This window comes from Hydrogenovibrio marinus, from assembly GCF_013340845.1.
In the GTDB taxonomy this organism is placed as follows: domain Bacteria; phylum Pseudomonadota; class Gammaproteobacteria; order Thiomicrospirales; family Thiomicrospiraceae; genus Hydrogenovibrio; species Hydrogenovibrio marinus.
Genome location: NZ_AP020335.1, coordinates 2368745 through 2394549, shown reverse-complemented (window position 1 = coordinate 2394549; position 25805 = coordinate 2368745). Strand labels below are relative to the sequence as shown.

Sequence of the window (25805 nt, the reverse complement as noted above, 5' to 3'; positions counted from 1 at the left end):
GCTTAGGTCTCCAGTTTCATTTGCCGGTTTTCCTTAATGTAGGAAATGTCGATGTGCAAGAGTTTTGTGATGAGAAAAGTCTTCAGTAAGTTTCCAAAGCGCACGATTTAAACGAACATCTTCAGCAACAGACTTGATTGCTCGAGTTCTCGTCAAACGTCCATTGACGGAACGACCTAATAGTCCGCCCTTCATAAAGTTTTCTTGAACTCGATTGAAGATTTTCCAAAGACTCGGTTCTTTATCCTCATTTCTACGAGGAAGTAAAAGCATTTCAGGAGATACGGGACTCTGATTTTTCCAGTTATCGCCGTAACGCATCATTAAAGCAGCTTCAGCAAAGACCCTCGCTTCTTCTTTTGAGATTAATGTCGATTGAAATTTCTCTACTGATTCAGACAGGTTAGGAATTTCAACAGCCAACTGTAAAGAGCCTTCGATAATGTTCTCAACTACCTGTTTGCCGTGACGAACACGGATATTACCTAGGTCCCCGGTTTGTGTCACCATACCGTTGGAACAGACTAAACGGAATAACCCTAAATCCAATTGGTAAGCCGAGCTGCGATCATGAGAATTAGTTAGTATCAGTTCAGCAATGGAATCACCTACCAGTATCTGACGATCAGGGTCTTGTCTAAAACGAATCATGTGTCGAGTCAAATGGTTACGTGCTTTGTTTCTAGTGTTGGTTTGCAGTGCTTTAACTGGGTACCAGCCTTCATTTTGTAAAGAATGCACTATATTTATGGTTGGAACAAATCCATAACGATCAGAAACAGCACGATCCGGTGAGTTCGCGAATATTGCTGGTGCAGATCTGTACAGTTGTTGTTCAGTAAGAATATTCATGCTCATTGAAATTCTCCTTATAGAGAGTGACGTAGGTCTTGATAAGCGCATGGCACTTTGAAAGCTACGATTTATAAAAAGTTGTGAAAAGTGGGTTAATTTTTGCAGATAGAAAAAGTGTGTTTACAGTCTAAACATTGGTAGTTGTCCAGTACCTTTTCGTCAATGTGTTTTCCGATTTCAGCACCAGCGGAGCCGAAAGCAGATGCCCCTATGAGCATTCCCATGATTGCTCCCGAAATTGAACCCACAGCAATACCAGTTGGCCCTGTGATAGCACCTAGCGAACCGCCAATTCGAGCACCAGAAATAACACTGGAATAGCCAGCCGTGGCACCACAGGCTAAACCAATAGAAGCGCCGATATTTCGGGCAGTATTTTTTATTTCAATATTTTTTGAGCCACATTTAGGGCAAGTTACAGACATATAGACTCCTTTTTATAGCTAGAGAAAAAGACATTTGGTTTGAAAGTGTCACTAGGAATATATATGACGTATTTTTGTTAGAAACAGGGTTTGATCGCTGGCGTAGAGTGTTGAGTTGAGTACTTTTTTAACTGAGTTGCTAATTGTTTGAGCAGATAAGGAAATTTAAGAAAATCAATCAAGGATTTCTGTACAAATTTAGAAGGTCAGATCGGGGTTAATAGTGTTATATGTATGAATATTTTCAGCAGTAAATTTATCTAGTGGCCTATATCTAAGACCTATTAATTATCACAAGATAGGATGGGTAAGAAGATGTCAGTTAGTACTGCTTTCAACAATGAAAATCAAAGATCATTAATGCCTAAAAGGCTATTGGAGAATAAGAATCTTAATCTGCACTATGAGAGCTTATTTCATGATAAGCCTGTGTGCGTTAACTATGGGGCGTTGATAGTAAATTATTTGGAGGGATTGGAGAATACTATTAATCTGCAACTTAATCAGTATTCGAAGGTGTTTGCAGTTAGAGTGGATTTGTTTTTCCCAGTAGAGTGGTCAGATGAACAGCGGGTATCTCATGATTACTTTTCTCAGTTTATGGATTCATTAAAAGCAAAACTGAGGGCTTTTAATCATCGGAAGCAGTTGGCTGGAGATGGTCGATCTAATCGTGTTAGGTTTTGCCGGGTCATTGAATATGGTGAGAATGGCAGGGGGGTTCATATTCACGCCGTGCTATTGTTCAATGGGCATGTATTTAGAAGTCTAGGATGTTATAACGAAGGGCGTGAGAATCTATACCAACGAATCCTTGGGGCTTGGGCTAGTGCGCTCTCTTTAATGCATTCAGATGTGAGATATAGAGGGTTAGTTAACTTCAGTAATGGAGGGTATTTATTGGATAGATCGAGTTCGGGTTTTGCTGCCAGTATTGATCAATCGTTTTTCGATTTCTCTTATCTATGCAAGGTGTATACAAAACATTTTTATTTTCCAATAAAAGTTTTTAGCAAAAGTAGAAGGTAGCACAGTGTGTTTTCAGTGAGGGGGTTAAGCTAATTGCGACATTGCTTAAAATAATCATCAATTTCAAGAATTTGATGATTGTTAAAGCAGGTTTATATGTAAAAACTGTATTTTTTCACCGCAATGTCGCATTAAGTTTATGGGTGAGCTGCTTTTTGTGATATGAAAATACTAAGATTTTGTCATCAAAGACTCTTGAAAACCTATTGTTGTACCTACTGAAATCGTCCAATAACTGAGACGGCCTCTCCCTGCATATTCACAGTCAATTCCAAGTTTCTTGAAAAGTGATCTTGCTTGCTTTAAGTCGGCTCCTATTTTTCTAGCCTCAACGCTGCTGAGGTCAATATTTTCATCTTGAGCGTACGGAAGTAGTATTTTTTTCCATTCGCTGATGGTTCTTTTTATGGATGTCTCAGGGTTTTCACTTGCCCATAAGTACAGCAAAAATGCAGTGTCATTATTTTCTAGTTGCATAAAGGAATTTTCAACTGCCCAGGCTTCAAATTCATGCATAAAGCTGTTTTTATTCTTCCTCAGAAGTTCGCTAAGTTCGCAGCCAATGAGTAATAAACTCTCCATCTCAGGGAATGCATTTTTTCCTATAGTGAAGTTTTTCTCATGCCAACTGGGGGAAAAACAGTATGAAACTGCCTTAGTCAATCTGAGTAATTCAATCCTAGCGTGGTTTAAAAGTTGGTGATCGAGTTTAGGGGGACGAGATTTACTTGTATCTGGTAAATTGATAGTCAGGGTGTGAGATTGAAGTGAATGATTCGTAATTAAAGTATCTGGAGCGCTAAGACTAAAAGGCCGTTTGATAAAACATCTAGTTTTTTCTTTATTTTTATCATTTCCAAAACCTCTTGCGCCATTATTTGTAATCATTTCTAGTAGTGTAGATTGGTATTCGTCTGATAGTTTTCTCGTTAAATTAGAGCGCAGGCTGATTAGGTATTCTTCAAGACCGATACGGAATAATTCGTCATGTTTTTTAGGAATTACTTTAATGGGATCGTTGCTTGGGTCTAATAATTGTTTTATTAGTTCATGAGCATAATGTCTTATGGATGAGTCTTCTCCAATGAGTTCCAGAATTATGTGGTCTGATGATAAAAGACAGTGCGCAAGCCAGGATATAACGAGGAAAGTTCTATCTTCAGGAATGTTAGCCGTTTTGAGCAAAGCTAGTAAATTAGTTGTGTATAGCTCAGGAGCTTGTCTTAAGTCCTGTAGTTTTTGGTCTCCAAAATTGTCACTAAGAGTCATATTCCAGTCCCATTTTGCTTCATTTGGCATGAGAGCAGCAAAACCACAAAATCTTGGTTCATAATTCATGGTTGTGAGCTGAACGGTGTTATTAGGGTTGGCGACGTAGTAAATATTTGGGTAGCCATGGTTAATGACTCTGATACATGGGTTCGAACACTCTTCTGAATCTCTTAGCCAGTATTCGGGAGATTCTCTAAGAATGAGTAATGTATTTTTAATCGCTGTTTGACTTGGTTCTCTTATTAATAGGCTTTTTATAACAAAAGCTTTAAGTTTGTCTTCAAATTCAGGTGAATCAAAAAAGATGAACTGAAAATCTTGGATACAGTAACGGGTGCCAAGTTGATTTGTACGTAGACTAAAGCTGTATTTGTAATAATTCAGATTGAGTAAAGCGCCCAAAATAATGTCAAGTTGCTGTCCTGATTTGCCCTTTCGATATGCTTGGGGTATTTTGGGGGTCTGTAGAGTTGTTGCTATATAGGATTGAGATGGGGTTGTGGCTACAGGATACTGATTCATTTTAATTATTCCGACTTACGAATGATCCATATTTTAACTTTTTGTAGAAACTGATCTATTTGTTATTGCGTTGTATTATTGTTAGAGCGTGTTGATAAATTGCTTCACGCCATTCTTTTGGTGCAAGCACTTCTACCTTGCTGCCAAATCCCATCAACCACCATTGTGTTTGTTCATCATTCGAGACGGTGGCTTTTAGGTGTTGGCGAGTAGGGTCATCTGTTTCGGTGATGATTTGATCTTGGCTAATAGGTGTTTCTTTTAAGTGCCACGCGACTTTGTTATCAATCAAAATTTCTAAAGATATGCTTTGATTGTCTATTGGCATGTCAAAAGCGCCAGACTGAGCATAGTTCGCTATCGAAAAATCATCTAGCACCTTAACGGGCACATTAGTAAGTTCAATTGATTGAATGCGATGTACTGCAAATTGGCGTATTTCAGCATATTCTTCAGCCCATGCAACTAAATAAGTAGTGGTATGACGATCCACCAACCCAAGAGGGTGCAGTTTGCGTGATTTCACTTCTCCAGATTCACGGCTAAGGTAATCCACAATTACAACAACTCCTGATAATACGGCTTCAGAGACATTGTGCCAAATTGCTTCATCAATTTTTGCTGGAATCAAAGCTTTGCCATTTGGCAGAGCTTTGATTTTTGCACGCCAATTGCCATATTGATTGTTCGGTTGTGCATCTAAAAAACGTTTTGCTTGTTCAAAAGTTGGGTTCAGTTTTTCCATGGCTATTGAAGGAAGTAAGTGCCTTAGGTGCTCTTCTGCTAGTACCCACACCAATGCTGCCGTTGTATCAAGAGCAGGCAAGCTGCTTTGAAAGCTCTCTTCAAAGCTCCATTGGTAAGGTTTGCTTGAATCATCGCATATAATAGGAAAGGCATAAGATAGCTTGTCTAAATCACGTTGTAACATACGCATGCTTACGTCAAAGCCACCTTGTTTTAAAATGATTCTAAGATTTGTTGTGCTCTTAGTGTGAGGATAGCGTGGGATTGCCTGCAATAAAGCCAGTAGCCTAAAAGCTGTATCTTGTTTTTCATTCATTATTTAAGCCTTGTTTTTGTAAAACACCAGTGTGATTGCCTTTTCCTGATTTTTATAGTTATGTTTTTGGGGCTTTAAATTAATTTATGTCATAAAGCTTTCATGTCCAAAAAAATGTTAATTGTTGACAGGAATGACGCTATTGGTTAACTATTGTTAACCCCCTTTTTTATCGCATTTTGCGGACAAGCCTTAGCTTCAATGTAAAGTCTGCCACTGGAGCGAGATTAAGTTTGGGTAGTTTTTAGATAAATTAGAAGTTTAATTGAATCATGCGTCAATAGTTGACGCTAAATGGTTTTATTATTTTCGTAAGAGTTATGAACTTGATAAAGGATTTGTTATGGGATTTTTTAGAAAGCTAAGTGATGCGTTAGATTCGGCTATTGATTCGGTTGGTGAAACAGCAGGGGAAACGTTCGACTATGTCAAAGAAACAGCTGGTGATGCATATAAGTCAGCGTCTGATTTTGCCGGTGATACATATGAAACAGTTAAGAATAATCCAGGTAAAGCCGCTGTTGGAGGTGTTGTAGGGGTTGCAGCCGTTGCTGCTGCACCATTTACAGGTGGAGGTTCACTTTTAGGTGGAGCTTCTCTGTTGGCCTCTTTAACAGGTGCTGGAGTAGTGGCTGGTGCAGCAGGTGTAGCCGGTGCTACAGCTGCATCTAAGCTGGGAGAGAGAGTCGAGAAAGGCGCAAAAGATAGAGCTAGAACAGAAGGGTATCTTAAGGCAAAGGCTGAAGCTGACATAGTAGAAAAACAACTTAAAGAAAAGCTAGCAAGTGTATTGCAAGAAACAGATGATTGCTTTAGGGCAATAGTTGCAATGTGTGCAGTAGGAATAAGTGTTGCGGCTTGTGATGGTGAAATAGCTCCAAGTGAAAGGGAAAATATTGAACAATTTATTTCAGGAAAAGCGGCCGAAAAACTCCCAACACTTGTGAAGAGTAGAATTGAAGAAATGTATCTCAATCCACCAAATGTTAAAGAAGCATTTGAGTTGGCAAAGCAAGCAGGTGTGGACATGGAGTTTTTTGATGAAATCATCTTAGTCATTATTATGGCAGATGATATTGAGCATGAAAAAGAGATTGCTTATGCAGTCGCTTGGGAACAATTAAAGGCAGAAGTTGTCTGAGGAGTGATTTATGTCTAAGAATATTGAAGCTTTTATGCGCCAACAACAAATATTGAAAGCAAAGAGAAAACCGCTTGTGAGTAGTCTGGTTGATGCTGGACTAGTTACAGAAATGCTTGAAGGTAAAGTTAATCATTCACCAAGCAAGCCATTTTCATTAATTGCCGAGATTACCTCTGCTGAAGGGATTAGTGAGCAAGAAGTGTATGGACTCTTAGATTCTATTAAAGACCGTTTTCATGATGAAAGGCTGGAAAGCATGGTTGATCAGCTAAAATCTGACGTCATGCACGCAATTGTGGTTCCTTTCGGATTGGGTAAAGTTTTGGCAGCTTATGATAAGACGGGAGGGAATGTTACTACTCTTCATAATTTTGAGAAAGGTGTGGTTGCGACTACAGATGACCAGAAAAGATATGAAGAATGGCAAGATTCTTTCAATAACGGTATAGACCGAAAGGGAAAGCATAAAGTTCACGATGTTATAAAGGATAAATGGAAGAAAGAAGAGTTTCAATCTATAGAAAAGGGTGCATCAGTAACTGACGGATACTCAGGTAAGGAACTTGGAGTTAAAGATGGTAATAATGTAAATAAGCATGTGCGGATTGATGGAGAGCATGTAACTTCTGTGAAAGAATTGGAATTAGATCCGAAAAACCATTTGTATGCACAAGGTACTAATGGTGAAGAAAGGTTGGTCGACAGAGCTCAAGTATCTGGGCATAAAGATAACCTGACATTAGTTGAAGGAACTATGAATAATTCAAAGCAGGATAAGGATTTAAAAGAGTGGGCAGACTCAAAAATAACTCAAGACAATGCAAAAAAAACGGGTGATCCCGATATGACGAATGCAGAATTCTACGACCTTGATTCAAAATTAGTTGAGGAAAAATATAAAAAATCAAAAAAACATATTAAAAATGAACAAATAAAAAAGCAAATCAAAAAACAAGGGCAAGAGGTGTTACTAACAAGTGCAACTGAAGCTGCTAAGATGGGGTGGCAACAAGCTTTTGGAATGGTGTTAGTAGAGCTTTTTTCTAATATTATTCAAGAAATAAAAAACCTAATGAAAGAGGGGATAGATAAAAACAAATGGCTTGAAGAAATCTCTACTCGCTTTAAACGAATTGCAAAAAATGTTCTTAGTAAATGGAAAGATGTTTTGCATGCATTTAAAGATGGCGCTATATCAGGGTTTATCTCTAACATTGTCACAACTCTAATTAATGTCTTTGCCACGACAGCCAAGCGCACAGTAAGGATGATTCGAGAAGGTGTTTTTAGTCTTTATCGAGCATTGAAAATGTTAGCTTTTCCTCCAGAAGGTATGTCGTTTGAAGCGGTTGCTCATGAAACCATGAAGTTGCTTTTCGCTGGCGGTATTGTAATCGGTGGCGTCCTGCTAGAGGAGATTATTGAAAAAGCAATTTTGGCAATTCCATTGTTAGTGCCAATAGCAGGAATGCTTACTGCATTGGTTGTCGGTAGTTTAACTGCTATTTCGATGTCCTTAATGGCTTATATTTGGGATAAGTTAGATTTGTTCGGGGCGATTAAAAATCAAGAAGATGACTTTGTTCTAAATCAACTTGAGAACTCAATTCAAACAAACAGGGCAGATATTGACGATATGTTGGCTAGTTTTAGCTACTGATTAAGGTGCGTGTCAGCATGCCATTGATGTTTCGAATATTGGGCTTTGTTGTGTTCGCAGTTGCAGTAAATAGTTTTTTAAAGGCAGGCAAAAACAAAACAACTGTAAATTTAGTTCAAGGTCTAGTTTTGACCTTGTTATGGCTGGTCAGTGTCTTTGGTTTTATTTTGTTTTTGATATTGGTTTTGAGTAATTTTGGGTAAAGCTTATTGAACCATTCAAAAAGAATAAGGTTTAGTCAATTAGTTTGCTTATGGTTATCGACAGTTTACTTAGGGCTGCTTTACGCTCCTTAAAATAGTCATACTTATCGTAAATACCTTCAACACCTTTTAGTTTGTGATTAAGGCACCTCTCGGCAACATGTCCGGGGGTGCCTTGTGCCGCAAGTAGCGTTCGGCAAGTTCTTCTTAAATCATGCACGGTGAAATGCTTTATGTCTCCCATTTTGTTTGGAGGTTGTTTTTTCTTTCCTGCTTCATGTCCAAAGAGTTTGGTAATTGCTCTGTTTAAGGTGTCAGCTCCCATATAAGGTTTTTTTGATTGTCTTCGACTAGGAAAAACATAGTCAGACTCACATGCCCTGACTTTAAGTTCGTTTAACCAAGCAACTACGACTTCTGATAGAGGGATGGTTATTTCCGAATTTGATTTGCTTCTTTCTTTAGGCAAGTTCCAAGTAGCATTGTCCAAATTAAATTCTGACCATTTGGCTTCAGTTAACTCAGTTTTTCTAACACCTAGCGAAACCAATAATCCACACGCTAGGTAGTTTTCGCGACTAAAGCTTGTGGAATTGTTTTTGGCAACCGTAAAGAAAAATTTTAGTTCTTTGATGGTGAGCGCTCGATCCTTGCTCCCTTCAATGCCTCCCGCATCAGTAACGGTAAAGGCGCTAGCAGGGTTGGCACCGATGACATCTAGTTTAATTCCATGATTAAACATTTGTTTGCAGTACCCCAAGGCATCATTTGCGATGCTAGGCCTTCCTGATTCATTAATTTTTTGAAGAATTTTTCTAACATCCCGTGCTTGAATAGAATCTAAGCGGGCATCACCTATATGAGGTTGAATATCTCTGGTATATATTCGTTTTGGAATTTGAGGGTGTTTAAGTCTTTTTAAATTCTCTTTCTGCCAATCTTCAAATAAATCATCCACTGTAACAATGCTTTCTTCTTGTGCACGTTTCTTTATGAGCAATGGATCAGTGCCTTGGCGGTGCTGATGCATGTTTTTTGCCGCTTCTAATCTAGCTTCAGATAAAGAAAAGTCTATTAGCTTTCCAAGAGTCATTTCTCTACGTTTTTTGTTGGAGGTGTAGCGCAACATCCAAAAAGGCTTGCCTGACTTTGGAATAACTAAATAAAGCCCATTACCATCAGAAAATCGACCTGGCTTGTTTGCCCTTACCTTCGCTTCAATGCCTTTAACTGTTAATACACCCATTTACCCACCGTTAACTTCTTTAGTGATCGATTAAACACCCGCCAATTTAACCACCATTTTAGCATAGAAAGTGGTGGGTGATGGTGGAAGTTGGTGGATCTAAAACAGGAGATAATCTTGAATAATCAACTATTTTAGAGCTTAGATGGATTTGCGTGGATTCTACTCTATATTCTGGATTTGTTCGCGCATTTGTTCGATGAGCACTTTGCATTCAACACTCAATTGTGTCAGTCTCGGATCAATAGCTTTTGAGCCGAGTGTATTCGCTTCGCGATTCAGTTCCTGCATGAGGAAATCCAGTCGTCTTCCGACCAATCCTTTGGTGGTCAGTAAGCGTGATACTTCTGTCAGGTGTGTTTGCAAGCGCTCGATTTCCTCAGTAATGTCGGCTTTTTGGGCAATGATCGCCACTTCCTGATGAAAACGATAGTCATCAACTTGTCCTGCGAGTTCCTGAATGCGTTGCTTTAAGGCTTCAGTATGTTGGCTTAAGGCTTCCGGGTAGATGGCTTTGACTGCATCAACTTCATTTTGCAGGCGCTCAATCTTTTCCGACAGAATCATTGCCAAAGCTTGTCCTTCGCGACCACGGGCTTCGTTGAGTTGTTCCAAAGCTTGTTGCAGACAACCAAGAATGGCATCGTTCAGTTGCTCTGCGGATAAGGTCGATTGTTGGGTTTGTAACACGCCGGGCCACTTCAAAATATCCAATGGACTCAGGTTGGTCGCTTCCGGTAAAGAGAGTTGGACGGCTTCGATGGATTGCACCAGTTGGTTGACCAGATTGATGTCCACATGAAAACTGGTTGCAGCTTCTGTCAGATCTACTTGAAGCGTACCTTCCAATTTCCCGCGCCCGATGGATTGTTTGATTTTTTCGCGGGCGGGCATTTCGACGGACTTCAGGTTTTCCGACATTTTCAGATAGATTTCAAGGTAACGCTGGTTGACACTTCGGAGCTCCCAGCTAATTTTCCCCCAATCCTGTTGTTGTTCTACTCTGGCAAAAGCTGTCATGCTTTTCATGCGTTACCCACCTTCTTCGGCATTGATTGAGCCTTATGTTGAATGTTTGTTGCAAGACGGTTTGAGTGCGACGTCATCGTCTCGTATAATCCTTCCATTCTAATAAAAAGTATTCGATAAGGACAAATCAAATGAGACCAAGTGGCCGTCAAACTGATGAAATGAGAGCTGTAAGACTGACAAAAAACTTCACAAAGCACGCTGAAGGCTCGGTGCTGGTCGAATTCGGTGATACCAAAGTAATTTGTACCGCGACAATAGAAGAAAAAATTCCTCCCTTTCTTAAAGGGCAAGGTCAAGGTTGGGTGACAGCGGAATACGGTATGTTGCCACGCTCTACCGGCACGAGAATGCGTCGTGAGGCGAGTGCCGGGAAACAAGGTGGTCGTACTGTAGAAATTCAAAGATTGATTGGCCGTTCATTAAGAGCTGGAGTTGATTTAGCGAAGCTTGGTGAGCGCAGTATCACAATTGACTGTGATGTTATTCAGGCGGATGGCGGTACGCGTACTGCATCCATTACGGGTGGTTTTGCCGCTATGGCGTTGGCGCTGGATACTTTGATAAAAGACGGTACCTTAACTGAAAATCCATTGATTCAAAACGTGGCGTCCGTTTCTGTTGGGGTTTATCAGGGAACGCCTGTGTTGGATTTGGACTATGCTGAAGATTCTACTGCAGAAACCGATATGAACTTGGTGATGACAGAAGATGGTCGTTTTATCGAAGTGCAGGGTACGGCGGAAGCAGAGCCTTATTCTCTGGAAGAGATGAACGCAATGCTGACGTTGGGTGCGAAAGGCATTAAAGAATTGATCCAGAAACAAAAAGCAATGCTTGCCGAGTAATACGGAGCGAGTGAACAGATGAAGAAGGTTGTTTTGGCAACCGGCAATGCCGGTAAATTGGCGGAAATGCAGCACATCTTGTCTCCATTGGGGTTCCAGGTGCATCCGCAGTCTGAGTTTTTTCAGGAAGAAGCGATTGAAGATGGTTTGAGCTTCATTGAAAACGCCTTGATTAAAGCACGTTTCGCTAGCGAAAAAACCGGGCTACCTGCCATTGCCGACGATTCCGGTTTGGAAGTGCCTGTGTTGCAGGGACAGCCGGGTATTTATTCCGCACGTTATGCCGAAGGCTATAAAGGACAAACTGCTTCAGATGCTTTGAATAATGAAAAACTGCTGGAAACCATGCAGGGTAAAACAGAGCGAGAAGCCTGTTACTATTGCGCGATGGTTTATGTTGAGCATGCGCAAGATCCAACGCCGAAAATCGGGTTAGGGCAATGGTGTGGTCGTTTGTTGGAGGCGCCTCAAGGAACGGGTGGTTTCGGTTATGATCCGTTGGTGTGGTTTGATGCATTCGGCTGTACCGCGGCAGAGCTTTCCAAGGTGCAGAAAAACGAAGTCAGCCATCGCGCTCAAGCGTTACAGCAACTGATGGCGCAGCTTAACGGATATCAGAAGTAATAGTCGACGCCGACAGATACGCTGGATAGACCGAATTTCGATTCATTCACCAAACGATTGTATTCCACGTAGCCCGTCATGTTTGTGGTGCCCAATCGGCTACGAGCACCGAAACCAAACGCGAAATCCGTCGATTCCTTATAGCCTTGAACCAAGGCTCCGCTTTCAACCATCCCCGTATCCAGTTTGGTGTAAGCCGCGCCCAAAAGTCCATAAGCCTCAATCCCTTCCATATTCACGAAAGCTTTGCGTAGGCGGATGGTAAAAAGCGTATCGACCTTTTGATATGCCGACTGTCCACTCCAGTTGACCTTATCGTCCGAGATAGGCGTTGCCAACCCGGCTTCAATGGCAAGCGTATCGTTAAGGTGATGTCCGAGTTTCAACATGACAGATTTTGGCGTACTGGAAGAAACATCCGGATTGGCGATGCTGAACACGTGATAACTTAGCCCCCAATAATCGGTCAAAATTCTTTTTGCCGAAGGGTTGCTTGCCGCCACAGTTTGTTGTGTTTGCAGAGGTGCTTTTTGCACAGGCAGTGGTTGAGGCAGAGGCGGAATGTTGGAAGTTGCCGCATTTGCGATACCGAAAATACCAAGCACCAGCCAGCACAAAGCCGCGCCGAACAAGGGTTTTACATAGGAGCTCGTCAATCTTTCTTGCATCGTTTGTTTCCACTCGATTGGTTGATGCTTATGTTAAGCAAAGAGTGTGCAAACTTGCAAAAAAACAAGAATCAGTTGAATTGATTTTCCGGTAAATTGGCGGCAAAGAAATCTTCTTTTGCGGTTTGAACCATCGGCCAAGGCCCACAAAGATAAACGCGAAAATCTGCCAGGTTGGGGTGGCGTTCCAAGACCACTTGGTGAACCAATCCGGTTAATCCCGTATCGGTTTCACTTGGTTCGGACAAGACTTCAACATAGTCCAAGTTATCATGATGTTTCGCCAAGGCAATCATTTGGTTACGCATGTAGAGGTCTTCTTTGTGTCTCGAACCCCAATAGAAGTGAATGGTGTTTTCGCATCCCGACGCCAGCAACTCATCTAACAAAGCTTTCATCGGCGCAAAGCCTGTACCACCGGCAACGAACAGAATAGGTTTTTTGCTTTGGCAAATGTCCTCATCAAGCTGATATTGCGGTTTTGGCCCCTCGACCAATACTTCTTCCCCTGACGTCAGAGAGAAAAGACGGTCGTTCCATGCATTGTCTTCATGCTTGCGGATGTGTAGTTCAATACGACCATCATTGCGCGGTGAAGAGGCAATGGAAAACGGTTTCAGGTCTTCCTGCTCGAAGCCAAGCATAATGTAGTCACCGGCTTGATAACGGAAAGGCTGGGTCGGTTTGAGAATCAGCTGAAGTGTGTCTGCCGTGAAGTGTTCGACCTGAATAACTTTAAAAATTTGACTCATTTTCATCGCTTTTTTGACTCTGTTGTGGCGCTTTAGCCGCTAGTGAGTAGTTTGTGTCTTTGCCGTGCGTTGCAAGATTATCGGTTATAAAATCAAAAGCGGAATTCGCTCCAAACGGGCGCGTGATCCGATGGCTTTTCCATGCCGCGAACCGCATAGTCCACCCCGCTGTCTACGGTGCAGGCATTCAAAGACTCCGTTGCCAGTAGCGTGTCGATACGAAGGCCGCGTTTCGGGTCATCTTCAAAACCTTTCGAGCGGTAATCAAACCAGCTGAAGGTGTTGTCATCGTCAGGGTGAACGGTACGGTAAGTGTCTTTCAAACCCCAACCGATCAGTTTTGCCCACCACTCGCGTTCTTCCGGTAAGAAACTGGTTTTCCCGGTTTTCAGCCAGCGTTTTTTGTTTTGTTCGCCGATACCGATATCGATGTCTTCAGGTGAGATATTGAAGTCACCCATCACAATCAGTTTTTGCTCAGGCGAGCATTCTGTTTGCAGGTAAGTCATCAAATCCTGATAGAACTTTTCTTTTGCCGGAAACTTCACCGGATGGTCTCGATTTTCACCTTGCGGGAAGTAACCGTTGATCACACGGACTTCATTGCCGGAGGCATCGCGGAAGTCGCCGATAATCATGCGTTTTTGCGCCATTTCGTCATCGGTTTTCCAACCGTATTGTGTGTTGACCAGCTCAACGGTGTCACGATAAAGCAACGCAACCCCGTAATGAGTTTTCTGACCCATAAAAACGGCGTTATAGCCCATGGCTTGAATATCCACCAACGGAAACTCATGGTCTTGTACTTTGGTTTCCTGTAAACCGATGATATCCGGACATTGGCTGTCGACCAGCGCTTGAAGCTGGTGGAGTCTCATACGTACGCTGTTGACATTAAACGAAACGACTTTCATAACTAAACTATTCTGGTTGATTAAAACAAAGGCAAGATTATATCAAAGCATAGGGCTTTAAGCAGTGAGAAATCCGACTAAATTACAGGGTTATTGCGGTAAAGAAACGCTCAGAAAAACATGCGACCCTGTTCTTCTACCGCTCGGCGTACCATTGATTGTTTAAGCACTACCGCTTCTTGCGGTAATCTACCGGAGATAATCGCATCAATCAGATAGCGCGGCTTGGTGTTCATCTGTTTTGCCATTTCAACCAGATCAACATATTCCAAATCGGCGGTCAGTTCCGCGTCGATCATGTGGCCGAGAGCACCAAGGGTTTTTTCCGTTTCCGCAACGAAAGTATTCGGGTTGAAGCTCAGGACTTCATGCGACCCCTGCTGTTCGATTTTCGCTAGATTGAACTTAGTGAACTGCACCAATAGTTTTTGGGTGTGTCCCTTGGTGAACCCTAAAATCTGTTGGCTGATGTCAATGATTTTGACAATCGGCACATGTGCTTGCGCATCATCAACGATTTGTAAAGGTTCCTCTTCCTGTGGGTCGGGTTGTCTCGCCCAAGCTGGTGTAGAGGCTGGCTCAGCTGCCGGTTGAGGTGTTGTTGTGACCGTTTGTTTTTGCGTTTGCAGAAACAACATAATCAAGTGCGCCAGTGAAGACAAGGCATGCCCTAGAGTCGATTTCTCTGTTGCGAAATCGTTCAGCGTCGCCACCCGTTTTATCAAAGAATTGACGATGGCACGAAATAAAGGTGGCAGGGTTTCAATCATTTTGTCGACATGCGCCTTGTCGATTTCATAGACTTCCGCATCGGTTTTCGCAATGGCGGATGCCACACGAGGCGCGGAGGAAATCACTGCCATTTCCCCAAAGCAAGCACCTTTCTTCAAGATGCCCAGAGTCACCGCTTTATCATCCTTTTGGGTGCTGATACGGATTTCACCCGTTTTGATGATATAAATTTTGTGTCCGGGTTCACCTTCGTTGAACAAGATATCTCCTGCCTTGAACTTAATCATCTTGTTTTCGGTGGCTTGATTTGGGGTTTGTTGAGACATGATTTCCAGCTTCTCTACGCGGCGAACATAAAGACATTTTTACATAAATTTCGGCATTGAGGTAGCCATGTTATCGCACAAAGCGGATAAAAACGTTTTTGTGGGCGAAAGGGTTTGATATGATTGCAGGCTAATGTTTTTTACGTCCATTCAGTGTGCAGTTTTTTCCTGTATACAGAAAGCTAAGGCATTTGTTTTTCCAGAGTTTCGGGGTGAGGAAAGCAAAGGTCGAGGAAAGTTTTTTTGGAAAGCTTTGATAGAAAGCTTTTGTGGACTACATATCAATTTATTAAAGGTTAATTTTCATGAGCAGAGTGTTTCGATTAGTGATTTCATGCCCGGATCAAGTGGGTATCGTGGCAAAAGTGGCGTCGTTTATTGCCGATCAAGGCGGCTCCATTGTTGAAGCTAATCACCATACCGAAACCATGGATCAATGGTTCTTCATGCGTCATGAGATTTTGGCCAGCTCGTTGAACAACGACTTGGAAGGTTTCAAAGAAAAGTTCACGCCGATTGCCGAAGAGTTCAATATGCAATGGCAAGTGTTCGACTCGGCTAAGCCAAAGCGCATCGCGTTGTTTGCCAGTAAAGAGTCTCACTGTCTGGCGGACTTGCTGTATCGTTGGCATGAAAAAGATCTACCGGGTGAAGTGGCTTGCGTTATCGCCAATCATGATGACTTACGCTCCATGGTTGAGTGGTATCAAGTGCCTTTCCATCATGTGCCGGTCACGCCTGAAACCAAACCAGAAGCCTTTGCCAAGTCTGAAGAACTGGCTGCCAAATACGAAGCGGATGTCATCGTACTGGCGCGTTATATGCAGATTTTGCCACCGAATATGTGTCGTGATTATGCCGGTAAAGTCATCAATATCCACCACAGCTTTTTGCCGTCTTTCGTTGGCGCCAAGCCGTATCATCAAGCTTACGAGCGTGGTGTGAAACTGATTGGGGCGACCTGTCACTATGTGACGGAAGAGTTGGATGCCGGGCCGATTATCGAGCAGGAAGTCATTCGTGTGAACCACTCACAGGATATTGAAGATCTGAAACGTCTGGGGCGTGATGTCGAGAAAATCACTTTGTCACGCGGCTTGCGTTACCACTTGGAAGATCGTGTCTTGATTCACGGCAACAAAACAGTGGTGTTTGCGCCTTAAAGCATGATCTGAAAGTTACAAAAAAAGCGCTCAATTGAGCGCTTTTTTGCTTTAAAGAATGGCGAAACAATCATCTGTTTTTGTTTTTCATGGTGGCTTTCACCAGTTTGCCGAAGTTCTTGTCTTTCTGTCTTTTCTCAAAATAGGTTAATTCATTGAAAGCCGATTCTTTTTTCATTTTGAGATAGTTTTCATAGCGTTGTTTAGAGAGTGCTCCACTTTCTATCGCTGCCAAAATAGCACAGCCTTTTTCATTGGTATGAGTGCAATTACCAAATTTACACTGTTCGGCCAACGCAGATATATCTGAAAAAGTTTCATCCATCCCTGCATCTATTGATAAATTACCAAGCTCTCTCATGCCCGGGGTATCAATTAGCATTGCGCCATTGTCCAATAGAATTAATTCACGGCTGGTCGTGGTATGTTTTCCTTTGTTTTGTTTTTTGCTAACGGATTGAGTTCTTAGTTGCTCGCTACCCAAGAGGTTGTTTAGCAAAGTCGTTTTTCCGACCCCTGACGACCCGAGCAAACAGTATGTTTGGCAAGGAATTAGAGCCTCTTTCACACCATCAATGTTGTCGCCATTTAAACTACTAAAAGCTACTATCCTGACGTTAGGCGCAATCTCTGTAATGCTTTTCTTGAGCTCATCCACTTCACTTTGAGAAACCAAGTCGCATTTACTTAAGAGAACAACAGGAGTGATGCCGCCTTCATTCACCATCACCAAATAGCGTTCCAATCTTCTAAGATTAAAATTGTAATCTGCGGATTGAATAATGAAGGCAACATCTATGTTTGCTGCAATTAATTGAAGATCAACTAACTTACCGGCAACCTTCCTTTTTAACAGAGTTTTTCTTGGTATTACGCCATGAATGATTGCATGAGTATCTTCGTCATAAAAGTCTGCATATACCCAATCTCCGACTGTGGGCAAGTCAGTAGACGAGTCGGCTGTGTAGAAAAGATGTCCTGATAATTCTGCAAAAACATCCATCTCACCGTTAGAAATAACATATCTGTTCTTGTGTACGGCAACGACTCGAGCGACTTCATGAATTTCGGTTTGAGTTGTATCGAGTTGTTCTTGAAACCAGTCATCAAAGCCAACCTTTTTAAGAGTATTTGTCATTCTACGTGCCCATTGAAATACTGTTTAAACTGTTGCTCTAGTTGTTTTCGGCTTGTCATGCCGCTGGCTTTGACCAAACTTTCCCAAGCGGGATTTTGTAGCACGCGCTTTATCCAAAGCGCACGAAGAGGCGCTTCCATTTTTTGTAGAACATCTACATTGGACAGTGTCCATTGTCGTAATGGGTAAGACACCGCTTCAAAGGGTTGGTTGGTTAAATAACCTTCAGGGAAATCCGATTTTGGCAGCGACGCTTTTGCTAAAACACTCAAGACCAAGTCCACAGATAGTGTTTGGAAACTGTCTGTCAGCAACCATGCAAACTGTTGAATGAAAGCGGCATGTTGTGCAGTGACTCGTTCGCTCAATTCATGGCAAAGGGGCAGCGCCATCAATAACGAATGGGTGCCACTGGCTTTGTCACGCTTCTGCCCCAAATGCAATGCGGTAAATCCATTTTGATGCCAAAAATCTACCAGGTTGGGGGTGGCGCCAAAACTGGTAGTGATGGCGTTAATATCCGCAGAATGCTGTTTTACACTGTTGATAAAGTGAGAGAGTAGCGCGGTGCCGATGCCTTGAGATTGGTTGTCGGGTTGCACGGCAAGGCGGACGATTCGAAGTGTTTTATCAGCCAACCAAGCATCATTAGCGGTTTGCTGTTGCATGAGTTGCGGGAACAAATGCCCTTGTTTTCGACCTTGGTTTTCAAAAGGCAAATTGCCTTCTTCCAAGGCAAACAGCACGCCGAGAATCTTGTCTTCCTGTTCTGCAATATAAAGATGCTGATTGGGCGTTTCGAGCAGTTGCATCAAGTCATTCGGCGCAGTTTGGTAGTGGGCGAATGTCAGCAGTTGGAAAAGTTGTGATAACTTGGTTCGGTCGACTATCAATTCCTCAACGGAGATGGCTCGATAACTTAAATCGCCTGTATTGATTTGCGAGGTTTCGGTTTCGTTAGGGTTGTCATCAAGCGTGGCGAACAACAGGCATTGATTGAAGACTTTTTCCAGAGGGTCGCCATCCGCCCAACGAATCGGGTGATGGAGTTTGGCGGTTTTGGTTTGCGGATAGTGCGCTTTGAGTGTGGATAAGAATCTCAGCGTAAAACCACGGCCGGAGCCTTCATAGCCTTGTTGTGTGGTGGCGAAAATCAGGCGATTATGCTGCGTTGCCAAGGTCATGAGAAGCGGCAGGGGTAGGTGTGCGGCTTCGTCCACCATCAATAAATCGTAGTAGGATTCAGTCCTCGCCGCCAGTTCATCCGGTGCGATGAATTGCAGGTTTTTACGTGCGGTTGTCAACTTGTTACCCTGTTGTACTTCCATCTCGAAGCAGACCCAACCTGGCTGATTTTCAATCATGCGGATGGTGTCTGAATACTCTTCTATCAATTGATTCAGCGTTTGAACTGCACCTTGAAATAGGGCTTGGGTTTGATCTAATCGCGCGGCAGTGATGGCAATGGTTTGTTTGCCCTGCTGTAACAGTCGTATCGCCGCAACACCCAACAGTGTCGATTTGCCGCGTCCTCTATCGGCAGTGAGTACCAATGGGCGGTGGCGATGACCGAAGGCGACGGATTGAATTTGTTCCCACGTGGTTTGCTGATCTTCAGTGAGTTGCAAGGCCGGTTTGTCAGGAGAAACATTTGCCAATGGTGTAGCGCTTGGCAATGTTGGCAGTGTTGAGTCTTGTGAAACCCATAGCACTTCTTGCTGCTCTGCATGTGTTTGAAGACCATCCCAGAAAAAGCGATTAAAGCCTTTCAGGCTGTCTTCCAGCGTGAGTGGATAACTTAAAAATCTGGCATTCGCCGGGTTGGGCAGCGCACACCAGTCGGCAGGTAAACTCAGCCAGCAAATGCCGCCGGCGCGAATCATACCACCGGCTTGCCCGAGCGCATTGGCATCCAAACCCTGTTCGCCACTGAAAATGACAAAGTCGGTTTCTTGTCCGAGCTTATGCGGTAGGGTTTTAGTGGTGACGGCTTCGGTGTGCTCAAAAGCTGGGGCTTCATTAGGTTGTATCACTTCCAAACCGGACAGATTCGGGTGGTGTTGTGCCAGTGCCGTTAAGGCTTGATTGATGGTTGCGTGTCGCCACTTGGCATCCCCAATCAATACCACACAAGCGCGATGTCGCTGCTGGGCTAGATGATTGTGCAGGTCACTACACCAGCGAAGCCAGTTTTCGGTAAAAGGGGTTGAGGTGCGAGTGTCTGACATGGCGTTTGTTAGTTGACCTGAAAAGTGATTCGGGTATGCGTTGGAACATAGTCGAGAACGATTTTATCGCCTTTTCGAGCTTTAATGACCTGAATCTGCAAGGTTTGTCCATCGATAAAGCGAGTTTTGATTTGTGTATATCTTGGTGTCCGGGTCTTGAGCTGACTTTCACGCGGCGCTTTGCAGGCGTGTGGTTCAAAGTAGATATGATGAATTTCACCTACTTTGATTGGCAATGGCGTGTGATTGCCTTGCGACGAGCGGAAGCGTGTCAGATGGCTGAGTTTAGGCGTGTAAAAGCGCCAATGGTGTGTGGTGATTTGCCCGGCTTCGCGGGTTTGTACTTCTGCAAGATACTCGGCATTCCAATCCAGTCGGAGTTTTGGAAACAACGCATACCATTCCGGTTTCTTGCCGCGGCTTTCATGGTTTGGGTCGTTGAGGTTGGTCATGGTGCGCTCGATCTCAACGGGTGTTTTTTGTTGTCCTTCCACTCGGTAGAGTTTGAAGCTGCCTTTAACAAACTCGATGCGTCCCCAATAAATCGGGTTGATTTGAATGTGCACCGGGTAGCCGGATGCATCACACTCCGGAAGCGGGTCAGGCATTTCTTCATAAAACACTGGGGGAACGGTGCTACCGTCCTGCGGCCAGATAATCCACTTCGGATTCTGATGGGCGATGGTATAGCGAGCGCGGTCGAAAGACTGTTTGGGAATCATCACATTGCCGCGACAAATACCTTTATAGGCCAGTTCGCCGGGACGAGGGTCGATAGGGTTTTGGCAAAGTTCCGCCAATTTCAGGTTGCTGGTTTCAGCGGTGAAAGCAGATGAAACCGAATTGGCACCGGGTTTTTTGCCATCAACACGGTAAACCCCAGTACCGATTTGATCTATTGTCATATCCAGTAAGCCGAGGCGGTGATAGATGGCGGACATCAAGTCATCGACAAAAGGCTTTGCACTGTCTCGGTTGAAGCTGATGACTTCATTCACGCCGGCAGGATAACCCACTGCATAGGCTCTGTCGGAGGGTGTTTTGCCCGTAAATTCTGCCAGGTTGGGGGTCTGCACATGTTGTTGTATGTTGTTGACGACGCAATAGCGGGAGTGATTAAGGGCTGCTTCTCCGAGTTTTTCGTTCGATTGCAATGGGTTTAAACCTAGTTGGTGGCGAATCTGATTGATATAACGCAATGCATTTTCGGCAATGCGTTCACTAGGTAGAGCTTTGTGTGGCGGTGCAACGACTTCTTTGGGTGCTTGTTCAACTTTACCCGGTTTGCTGAGAAATTCCGGCGGCGTCAGCAATAGCAGGAACAGCTGGTACATCAAAAAAAGCAGTGCCAGTATGAGGATGAGGAGTTTAAGCAGTCTCATTAGGAATTCAATTTACCGAACTTGATTACAACCATTCAGACAAAGGTTTTGGCTTGCCGAGATAATAGCCTTGACCATAAGTGATACCGATTTCGGTCAGGACTTGCAGGTCTTGTTCAGTTTCGACATATTCCGCTACGGTTTTTTGGTTACGCAGTGCGCTGATTTCCTGAATATAGCGGATAACGGCTTTGTCCGACGGATCGGTATGCATGTCTTTGATGAAGCTGCCGTCTATTTTTACCACGTCAAAAGGTAAGCTTTTCAGGTACTCAAACGAAGACATCCCAGTACCGAAATCATCCAGCGCCAAGCCAATGCCGAGGTTCTTACAATACTGGATAAACTGCGCCGCTTGATTGAAGTTGCCGATGGCGGAAGTCTCGGTGATTTCCAGTTCGAGTTTTTGCCAAGGGAAGTGGAAGGTGGTGACCGCCTGTTTGAGTTTTGCCTGAAAGTCGGGATGGTTCAAACTTGAACCAGCTAAATTGACGTGCGCCAGATGCAGGTTTTCCAAATGTTGGGGATGCGCGCTCACGGTTTCGATAAAGTGCCAGAGTACATAGCTGTCGATTTCGCTCATCAACTGGTAGCGTTCCGCTGTGGGTAGGAACCTATCCGGCGGGATGATATTGCCTTCGCCATTACGTAAACGTAGCAGGATTTCATAGCCGAATTGTTGGCTGGCAGCGTCGTCTTCCTGTAGCGGAACAATGGCTTGGGCGTATAGCTCGAATCGTGCCGCATTGCCAGAGCCATCATTGGCAAGCGCTTCTTTGACCATATTGGCGGTTTGCAACTCTTGGTTGTAAAGTGCGGCTTTTTTGTCGTCCAGCTGGAAGATATGTAGTTTATTGCGCCCCAAAGATTTCGCGGTGTGGGTTGCTGATTCCAGTGCTTTGATGAGCTCTTCCAAGGTGTATTCATTCGGTTTGAAAACCACCATACCGAGCGATGCCGAAACCGAATGAGCTTCACCCTGCCAAGTGAAGCGGAAGTCTGACAGGATGTCGAGTAGCCCGTTGGCAAGGAACATGGCTTGCTGCTCGGAATATTGAGGCAGTAGCAGATAGAAGATGTCGCTTTCGACCCGCCCGATCATGGTATCTTTTGGCAGGTGCTGTAGACAGTGCTGCGACACCATTTTCAACAATTCATCGCCAGCCTGATGTCCTGCAGAGTCGTTAATCAAACGGAACTGATCAATATCAATGGAAATAATGGTGTGGTAGCCAACGCTGTCGTCCTGTAGGCAAGCTTGGATTTTTTGTTCGAGATAGTAGCGGTTGAACAACCCTGTTAACGAATCGTGCTCGGACTGGTAGCGCATTTGTTCGGTGGTGGATTCGATTTTCTGAATCATCTGATTGTAGCCATCGAACAACTTGCCGATTTCGTTTTGTGAACTGGTCTCTACGGTGTAGAAGCGATTGCGCACGACATCGTTTTTTTGCATGGAATCCGCAAGCAAACTGAAAGGTTTGTTGTAGCTTCGGCTGATCCACCAAGCCAGTGCCAAGGCAAAAATGAGTTCAAGCGGCAAAGCCAGTATCAAGAAAATCAGGTGTTTTTCGATTTGGGTTGAGAAGTCTTCCATGTCGATAACGTAAGCTACTGAACCAAAACGATGTCCGCCTTCTTCCAGAGGATGTCTGACATAGAGATCAACGCCGGAAAACTGTGGGGTCTCGGTACTTTTTGCAATCAAATCATGGTAATGATGTGTGCCGTGGCGATAGGTGTAAATGGCTTTGTTGTCGTTATCAAACAGTACCACTCTGTCTATTTGCTGGAACCCTGAGAGCGTGAAATTCAAGTCGGAATAGGTGTCGGCGTTGTTGGAAAGCATGCCTTCCAATAAGTCATGTTTTAGAGCGGTGTTGATTTGGTCTGAGAGTTCAATAGCGAGATTCTGGCGTTGTTTTTTATCCAACCAGAAGGCAACGCCCAACGAACTGATAGCAACGGTAAAGGTAACGACCGAGATGAGAACCATCAACTGGAATTTGATGCTGAGTTTGCGCCACATATCGGTTTAGTTGCTCCGTTCTTGCGTCATGGTTTCAGGTCTAATTTTCGTTATCTTTAGAGAAAGAAGGGTTTGCAATTGGCAGTGCCAAATCGTTGCCCCACTGTTTCCAAGAGGCATCGTAGTTGGCGACATCATACCCCAGCTCTCTGAGAGCAAAGTAGTTGGTTGCCGAAATACGCCCGATGGCACAGTAGATAATGACTTTCTTGTTTTTAGGAATGTCCGAATAGACTTTTTCCAACGCATTTACCGGCTGAAAACTTGCCATGTGGTTTTCAAGTTTCAAGTTGTGCGAGGCGGGAATGCTGATAGCCGTAGGAATATGCCCGAATCGTTTGGCAGAAGATTGTTCGCCTAAATACGCCGGTAAAGGACGGGCGTCGATAATCAAGTCATTGGGATTTTTGGTGGCTAACAGTGTTGAAAATTTGGTGGCGAGTCGTTGGTGTTTTACCTCGGCGATGTACTTGCTTGGCGTGACAAACGGTACGCGATCTGTGGTCGGATAGCCTTTATTGGTCCAATAGTCATAGCCGGTACTGAGCACTTTTACCTTTTGCAGACCATAGACTTCCAGCGTCCAAAATAACCTCGCAGCATCGACCAGTGCGCCGTCGTCGTAAATAATGACAGGGGTGTGAATGTCCAATCCAAGCTTGCGGAACAAGGTTTGCGCTTGATTGGGCTCGATGACCTGTCCGTTGGTTTTCTTGTGTGCATAAGTCCAGTTGACCGGAAAGTTCAGCGCACCGGGAATATGGTCTTGTTGGTAGAGTGCTTCCGAGCGGGCATCCAGCACCACGGCAGTCTGATGTTGTTGCTCAATGGCGGTTACCAAGGTGGAAGCATCTACACGAAGTGAGTCGTCAGCTGCATGTGCGGAAAAAGACAGAAAGCCCGCTAAGGCCAGAATAAACCAAGTGCTAAAAATTTTTGCGAACATAGCCGTAACCAAGGTTTGTTGTTTGTGCAGAAAACGCAATAATTTCCTGACAAAATATAATATATTTCAAGTATATCGGCATATGGTTTAAGATTCAATCTGAGTGGATGAGGTTAATCATCACTCGATGAAAATACAATAAAATAAAGTAAAAACGGATACATAAGCCGTTGTACTGAGCAATCAGTCAGAGGGAGGGTTGGAAATGACATGGGGAATCAGTTACAACAATGTGTCGTTGATGAAAGGGATGGAGGGATTGCATCTCTTCAACGAGGCAACCGTCATGGAGGGGCAAAGCATATGAAATGGTTAATGAAAATGATGACAGCCATTGGATTATGGATGGTGATTGGTCAGTCAGCGTTTGCTGCTGTTGGTGAAAGCGCGTTGAGCATCAACCACTATGAGGCGAAAAACCCTGTTGCACAGGTACTGTGGATACCATCGGAATATGGTTTGTTGCCGCAAGAGAAGAAGCTGGCGAAGCAACTGCAAAAAAAAGGTGTTTCCGTGCTGATGCCGGACTTGTTCGACAGTTACTTTTTACCGGCCGCCCCCAGTAGTATGACGAAAATCCCACCGGCAGTGGTTGCGAATCTGGTTGAAAAATTGCGATACGATCACCCTGAATTACCTTTGTTTGTCATTGCGCCGAATCAAGGCGCGGCATTGGCGGTTAAAGCTTTGGTGAAAGTCGAGCAGTCGCCTGTGCAGAATCTCGGGTTGATTCTGCTAAATCCGAATCTTTATGTGAAAACACCTGATGCAGGGAAAAGTGCCGAGTACTGGTCGAGTGTCCTGCAACTCAATTTACCGGTGGTGGTACTACAAGCAGAGTTGTCGCCTTGGCACTGGCATTTAGAGTCGTTAAGTCAACGTTTGTCACACGGTGGATCGGATGTATTCATCAAAGTGATTCCGAAAGTTCGTGATCGTTATTATTTTCGCCCGGATGCGATGAGTATTGAGCAGCAGACCGCAGCTCACTTAGCGACGGATTTAACCAATGCCATGCGATTGCTTTCCAGCTATTTGGCGGAATCGCGTCAGGCGGGAACCAATGGTACCGTTTCTTTGTTGGCAAAAGAGCAGGCGGCTGAACATCTGGAAGCTCAAGCAGAAGCTGAACATGAGGTAACGCCGCCGACAGATGATGCGCTTCCTGTCTATAAAGGTGAGCAGAATCGACGATTAGTGTTGCAGGACATGGATGGTAAAACCATCAATCTAAAAAACTATCGCGGCAAAGTGGTGTTGTTGAATTTCTGGGCGAGCTGGTGCCCGCCTTGTGTGCATGAGATGCCTTCAATGGCGGCGTTGAAAACACGTCTAAAAGGGCAGGATTTTGAAATTCTTGCGGCGAATCTGGCGGAAGACAAGGCGGCGATCAATACTTTTGTGAAGAGCCACCCGGTCAACTTCCCTATTTTGCTCGACCCAAAAGGTTCGGCGGTGAAAGAGTGGAAAGTTTTCGCCTATCCAAGCTCTTATCTTATCGACAAAAAAGGGCAAATTCGTTATGCCTTGTTCGGAGGGTATGAATGGACCAGTCCAGCGGCGATGCATGCCATTGAACAACTGCTTAAAGAGTAAATTAAGAGTGG

Annotated in this window: 22 protein-coding genes; 7 read left to right on the top strand and 15 right to left on the bottom strand. The window is 43.9% G+C overall.

Features of this window, described 5'->3' with window-relative positions:
- Window positions 1-33: 33 nt before the first annotated feature.
- On the bottom strand, window positions 34-858 hold the full coding sequence (locus tag HVMH_RS11315) for a DUF932 domain-containing protein (RefSeq protein ID WP_051623082.1): 825 nt from the start codon (window positions 856-858) through the stop codon (window positions 34-36).
- 89 nt (window positions 859-947) lie between these two features.
- Entirely contained in the window at window positions 948-1280 is a 333-nt protein-coding gene (locus HVMH_RS11310; protein ID WP_029911817.1) for a hypothetical protein, read from the bottom strand.
- Window positions 1281-1595: 315 nt separating this feature from the next.
- Between HVMH_RS11310 and HVMH_RS11305 the strand changes: the two genes are divergently transcribed.
- A complete protein-coding gene (locus HVMH_RS11305; protein ID WP_029911820.1) occupies window positions 1596-2309 on the top strand; it encodes a YagK/YfjJ domain-containing protein in 714 nt (237 codons plus the stop codon).
- A 171-nt stretch (window positions 2310-2480) separates the two neighbouring features.
- Here the strand turns inward: HVMH_RS11305 and HVMH_RS11300 are convergent, their stop codons facing one another.
- Window positions 2481-4103 carry a hypothetical protein gene (locus tag HVMH_RS11300; RefSeq protein WP_029911822.1) on the bottom strand — a complete coding sequence of 541 codons (1623 nt, stop codon included), beginning with the start codon at window positions 4101-4103 and terminating at the stop codon, window positions 2481-2483.
- A gap of 55 nt (window positions 4104-4158) precedes the next feature.
- The gene (locus HVMH_RS11295; protein ID WP_029911825.1) at window positions 4159-5166 is read right to left on the bottom strand and encodes a helix-turn-helix transcriptional regulator; all 1008 of its coding nucleotides are present in this window, start codon (window positions 5164-5166) and stop codon (window positions 4159-4161) included.
- Window positions 5167-5431: 265 nt separating this feature from the next.
- Between HVMH_RS11295 and HVMH_RS11290 the strand changes: the two genes are divergently transcribed.
- Together HVMH_RS11290 and HVMH_RS11285 are read left to right on the top strand one after the other, a co-directional pair.
- Window positions 5432-6307: a tellurite resistance TerB family protein gene (locus HVMH_RS11290; RefSeq protein ID WP_155837682.1), complete on the top strand. Its 876-nt coding sequence runs from the start codon at window positions 5432-5434 to the stop codon at window positions 6305-6307.
- Between the two features lie 10 nt (window positions 6308-6317).
- The gene (locus HVMH_RS11285) at window positions 6318-7970 is read left to right on the top strand and encodes a hypothetical protein (protein ID WP_029911830.1); all 1653 of its coding nucleotides are present in this window, start codon (window positions 6318-6320) and stop codon (window positions 7968-7970) included.
- Window positions 7971-8204: 234 nt separating this feature from the next.
- On the opposite strand, the gene HVMH_RS11280 is transcribed toward HVMH_RS11285, so the two are convergent.
- Window positions 8205-9419, bottom strand: a complete 1215-nt coding sequence (locus tag HVMH_RS11280) for a tyrosine-type recombinase/integrase (RefSeq protein WP_029911836.1) — start codon at window positions 9417-9419, stop codon at window positions 8205-8207.
- A gap of 162 nt (window positions 9420-9581) precedes the next feature.
- Entirely contained in the window at window positions 9582-10448 is an 867-nt protein-coding gene (locus HVMH_RS11275) for a YicC/YloC family endoribonuclease (RefSeq protein WP_029911840.1), read from the bottom strand.
- A gap of 131 nt (window positions 10449-10579) precedes the next feature.
- Between HVMH_RS11275 and rph the strand changes: the two genes are divergently transcribed.
- Window positions 10580-11296: a ribonuclease PH gene (rph, locus tag HVMH_RS11270; RefSeq protein WP_029911843.1), complete on the top strand. Its 717-nt coding sequence runs from the start codon at window positions 10580-10582 to the stop codon at window positions 11294-11296.
- A gap of 18 nt (window positions 11297-11314) precedes the next feature.
- Window positions 11315-11920, top strand: a complete 606-nt coding sequence (rdgB, locus tag HVMH_RS11265) for an RdgB/HAM1 family non-canonical purine NTP pyrophosphatase (RefSeq protein ID WP_029911847.1) — start codon at window positions 11315-11317, stop codon at window positions 11918-11920.
- On the opposite strand, the gene HVMH_RS11260 is transcribed toward rdgB, so the two are convergent.
- From HVMH_RS11260 to HVMH_RS11245, 4 genes are all read right to left on the bottom strand, one after another.
- Window positions 11911-12588 (bottom strand): outer membrane beta-barrel protein, encoded by a 678-nt coding sequence (locus HVMH_RS11260; protein ID WP_029911850.1) that lies wholly within the window; start codon window positions 12586-12588, stop codon window positions 11911-11913. The two genes, rdgB and HVMH_RS11260, sit on opposite strands and share 10 nt — an antisense overlap.
- Before the next feature lie 71 nt (window positions 12589-12659).
- Entirely contained in the window at window positions 12660-13340 is a 681-nt protein-coding gene (locus tag HVMH_RS11255) for an NAD(P)H-flavin reductase (RefSeq protein ID WP_029911853.1), read from the bottom strand.
- Window positions 13341-13432: 92 nt separating this feature from the next.
- A complete protein-coding gene (xthA, locus tag HVMH_RS11250; protein ID WP_029911856.1) occupies window positions 13433-14254 on the bottom strand; it encodes an exodeoxyribonuclease III in 822 nt (273 codons plus the stop codon).
- Between the two features lie 110 nt (window positions 14255-14364).
- A complete protein-coding gene (locus HVMH_RS11245) occupies window positions 14365-15312 on the bottom strand; it encodes a cyclic nucleotide-binding domain-containing protein (RefSeq protein ID WP_029911859.1) in 948 nt (315 codons plus the stop codon).
- A 305-nt stretch (window positions 15313-15617) separates the two neighbouring features.
- Between HVMH_RS11245 and purU the strand changes: the two genes are divergently transcribed.
- On the top strand, window positions 15618-16475 hold the full coding sequence (purU, locus tag HVMH_RS11240) for a formyltetrahydrofolate deformylase (protein WP_029911862.1): 858 nt from the start codon (window positions 15618-15620) through the stop codon (window positions 16473-16475).
- A 70-nt stretch (window positions 16476-16545) separates the two neighbouring features.
- On the opposite strand, the gene rsgA is transcribed toward purU, so the two are convergent.
- From rsgA to HVMH_RS11215, 5 genes are read right to left on the bottom strand one after another with little or no spacing between them, the layout of a single operon-like run.
- A complete protein-coding gene (rsgA, locus tag HVMH_RS11235; RefSeq protein ID WP_029911877.1) occupies window positions 16546-17613 on the bottom strand; it encodes a ribosome small subunit-dependent GTPase A in 1068 nt (355 codons plus the stop codon).
- Entirely contained in the window at window positions 17610-19841 is a 2232-nt protein-coding gene (locus HVMH_RS11230; protein ID WP_029911880.1) for a GNAT family N-acetyltransferase, read from the bottom strand. The genes rsgA and HVMH_RS11230 overlap by 4 nt, the downstream gene beginning before the upstream one ends.
- Before the next feature lie 8 nt (window positions 19842-19849).
- Window positions 19850-21223, bottom strand: a complete 1374-nt coding sequence (locus HVMH_RS11225; protein WP_035629017.1) for a CAP domain-containing protein — start codon at window positions 21221-21223, stop codon at window positions 19850-19852.
- A 25-nt stretch (window positions 21224-21248) separates the two neighbouring features.
- Window positions 21249-23252 (bottom strand): EAL domain-containing protein, encoded by a 2004-nt coding sequence (locus HVMH_RS11220; RefSeq protein WP_029911886.1) that lies wholly within the window; start codon window positions 23250-23252, stop codon window positions 21249-21251.
- Window positions 23253-23292: 40 nt separating this feature from the next.
- Window positions 23293-24198 (bottom strand): sulfurtransferase, encoded by a 906-nt coding sequence (locus HVMH_RS11215; protein WP_051623246.1) that lies wholly within the window; start codon window positions 24196-24198, stop codon window positions 23293-23295.
- A gap of 210 nt (window positions 24199-24408) precedes the next feature.
- Between HVMH_RS11215 and HVMH_RS11210 the strand changes: the two genes are divergently transcribed.
- Window positions 24409-25794 (top strand): redoxin domain-containing protein, encoded by a 1386-nt coding sequence (locus HVMH_RS11210; protein WP_051623083.1) that lies wholly within the window; start codon window positions 24409-24411, stop codon window positions 25792-25794.
- The last annotated feature ends 11 nt before the right edge of the window (window positions 25795-25805 follow it).

What these genes read in the sequence shown, in the direction of transcription:
- HVMH_RS11280 (WP_029911836.1), bottom strand. Translation starts at nt 9,419, where the DNA reads ATGGGTGTATTAACAGTTAAAGGCATTGAAGCGAAGGTAAGGGCAAAC.
- HVMH_RS11315 (WP_051623082.1), bottom strand. Translation starts at nt 858, where the DNA reads ATGAGCATGAATATTCTTACTGAACAACAACTGTACAGATCTGCACCA.
- HVMH_RS11215 (WP_051623246.1), bottom strand. Translation starts at nt 24,198, where the DNA reads ATGTTCGCAAAAATTTTTAGCACTTGGTTTATTCTGGCCTTAGCGGGC.
- HVMH_RS11295 (WP_029911825.1), bottom strand. Translation starts at nt 5,166, where the DNA reads ATGAATGAAAAACAAGATACAGCTTTTAGGCTACTGGCTTTATTGCAG.
- HVMH_RS11260 (WP_029911850.1), bottom strand. Translation starts at nt 12,588, where the DNA reads ATGCAAGAAAGATTGACGAGCTCCTATGTAAAACCCTTGTTCGGCGCG.
- purU (WP_029911862.1), top strand. Translation starts at nt 15,618, where the DNA reads ATGAGCAGAGTGTTTCGATTAGTGATTTCATGCCCGGATCAAGTGGGT.
- HVMH_RS11255 (WP_029911853.1), bottom strand. Translation starts at nt 13,340, where the DNA reads ATGAGTCAAATTTTTAAAGTTATTCAGGTCGAACACTTCACGGCAGAC.
- HVMH_RS11225 (WP_035629017.1), bottom strand. Translation starts at nt 21,223, where the DNA reads ATGAGACTGCTTAAACTCCTCATCCTCATACTGGCACTGCTTTTTTTG.
- HVMH_RS11220 (WP_029911886.1), bottom strand. Translation starts at nt 23,252, where the DNA reads ATGTGGCGCAAACTCAGCATCAAATTCCAGTTGATGGTTCTCATCTCG.
- HVMH_RS11230 (WP_029911880.1), bottom strand. Translation starts at nt 19,841, where the DNA reads ATGTCAGACACTCGCACCTCAACCCCTTTTACCGAAAACTGGCTTCGC.
- HVMH_RS11285 (WP_029911830.1), top strand. Translation starts at nt 6,318, where the DNA reads ATGTCTAAGAATATTGAAGCTTTTATGCGCCAACAACAAATATTGAAA.
- rdgB (WP_029911847.1), top strand. Translation starts at nt 11,315, where the DNA reads ATGAAGAAGGTTGTTTTGGCAACCGGCAATGCCGGTAAATTGGCGGAA.
- rph (WP_029911843.1), top strand. Translation starts at nt 10,580, where the DNA reads ATGAGACCAAGTGGCCGTCAAACTGATGAAATGAGAGCTGTAAGACTG.
- HVMH_RS11210 (WP_051623083.1), top strand. Translation starts at nt 24,409, where the DNA reads ATGGGGAATCAGTTACAACAATGTGTCGTTGATGAAAGGGATGGAGGG.
- xthA (WP_029911856.1), bottom strand. Translation starts at nt 14,254, where the DNA reads ATGAAAGTCGTTTCGTTTAATGTCAACAGCGTACGTATGAGACTCCAC.
- HVMH_RS11275 (WP_029911840.1), bottom strand. Translation starts at nt 10,448, where the DNA reads ATGAAAAGCATGACAGCTTTTGCCAGAGTAGAACAACAACAGGATTGG.
- HVMH_RS11300 (WP_029911822.1), bottom strand. Translation starts at nt 4,103, where the DNA reads ATGAATCAGTATCCTGTAGCCACAACCCCATCTCAATCCTATATAGCA.
- HVMH_RS11245 (WP_029911859.1), bottom strand. Translation starts at nt 15,312, where the DNA reads ATGTCTCAACAAACCCCAAATCAAGCCACCGAAAACAAGATGATTAAG.
- rsgA (WP_029911877.1), bottom strand. Translation starts at nt 17,613, where the DNA reads ATGACAAATACTCTTAAAAAGGTTGGCTTTGATGACTGGTTTCAAGAA.
- HVMH_RS11305 (WP_029911820.1), top strand. Translation starts at nt 1,596, where the DNA reads ATGTCAGTTAGTACTGCTTTCAACAATGAAAATCAAAGATCATTAATG.
- HVMH_RS11310 (WP_029911817.1), bottom strand. Translation starts at nt 1,280, where the DNA reads ATGTCTGTAACTTGCCCTAAATGTGGCTCAAAAAATATTGAAATAAAA.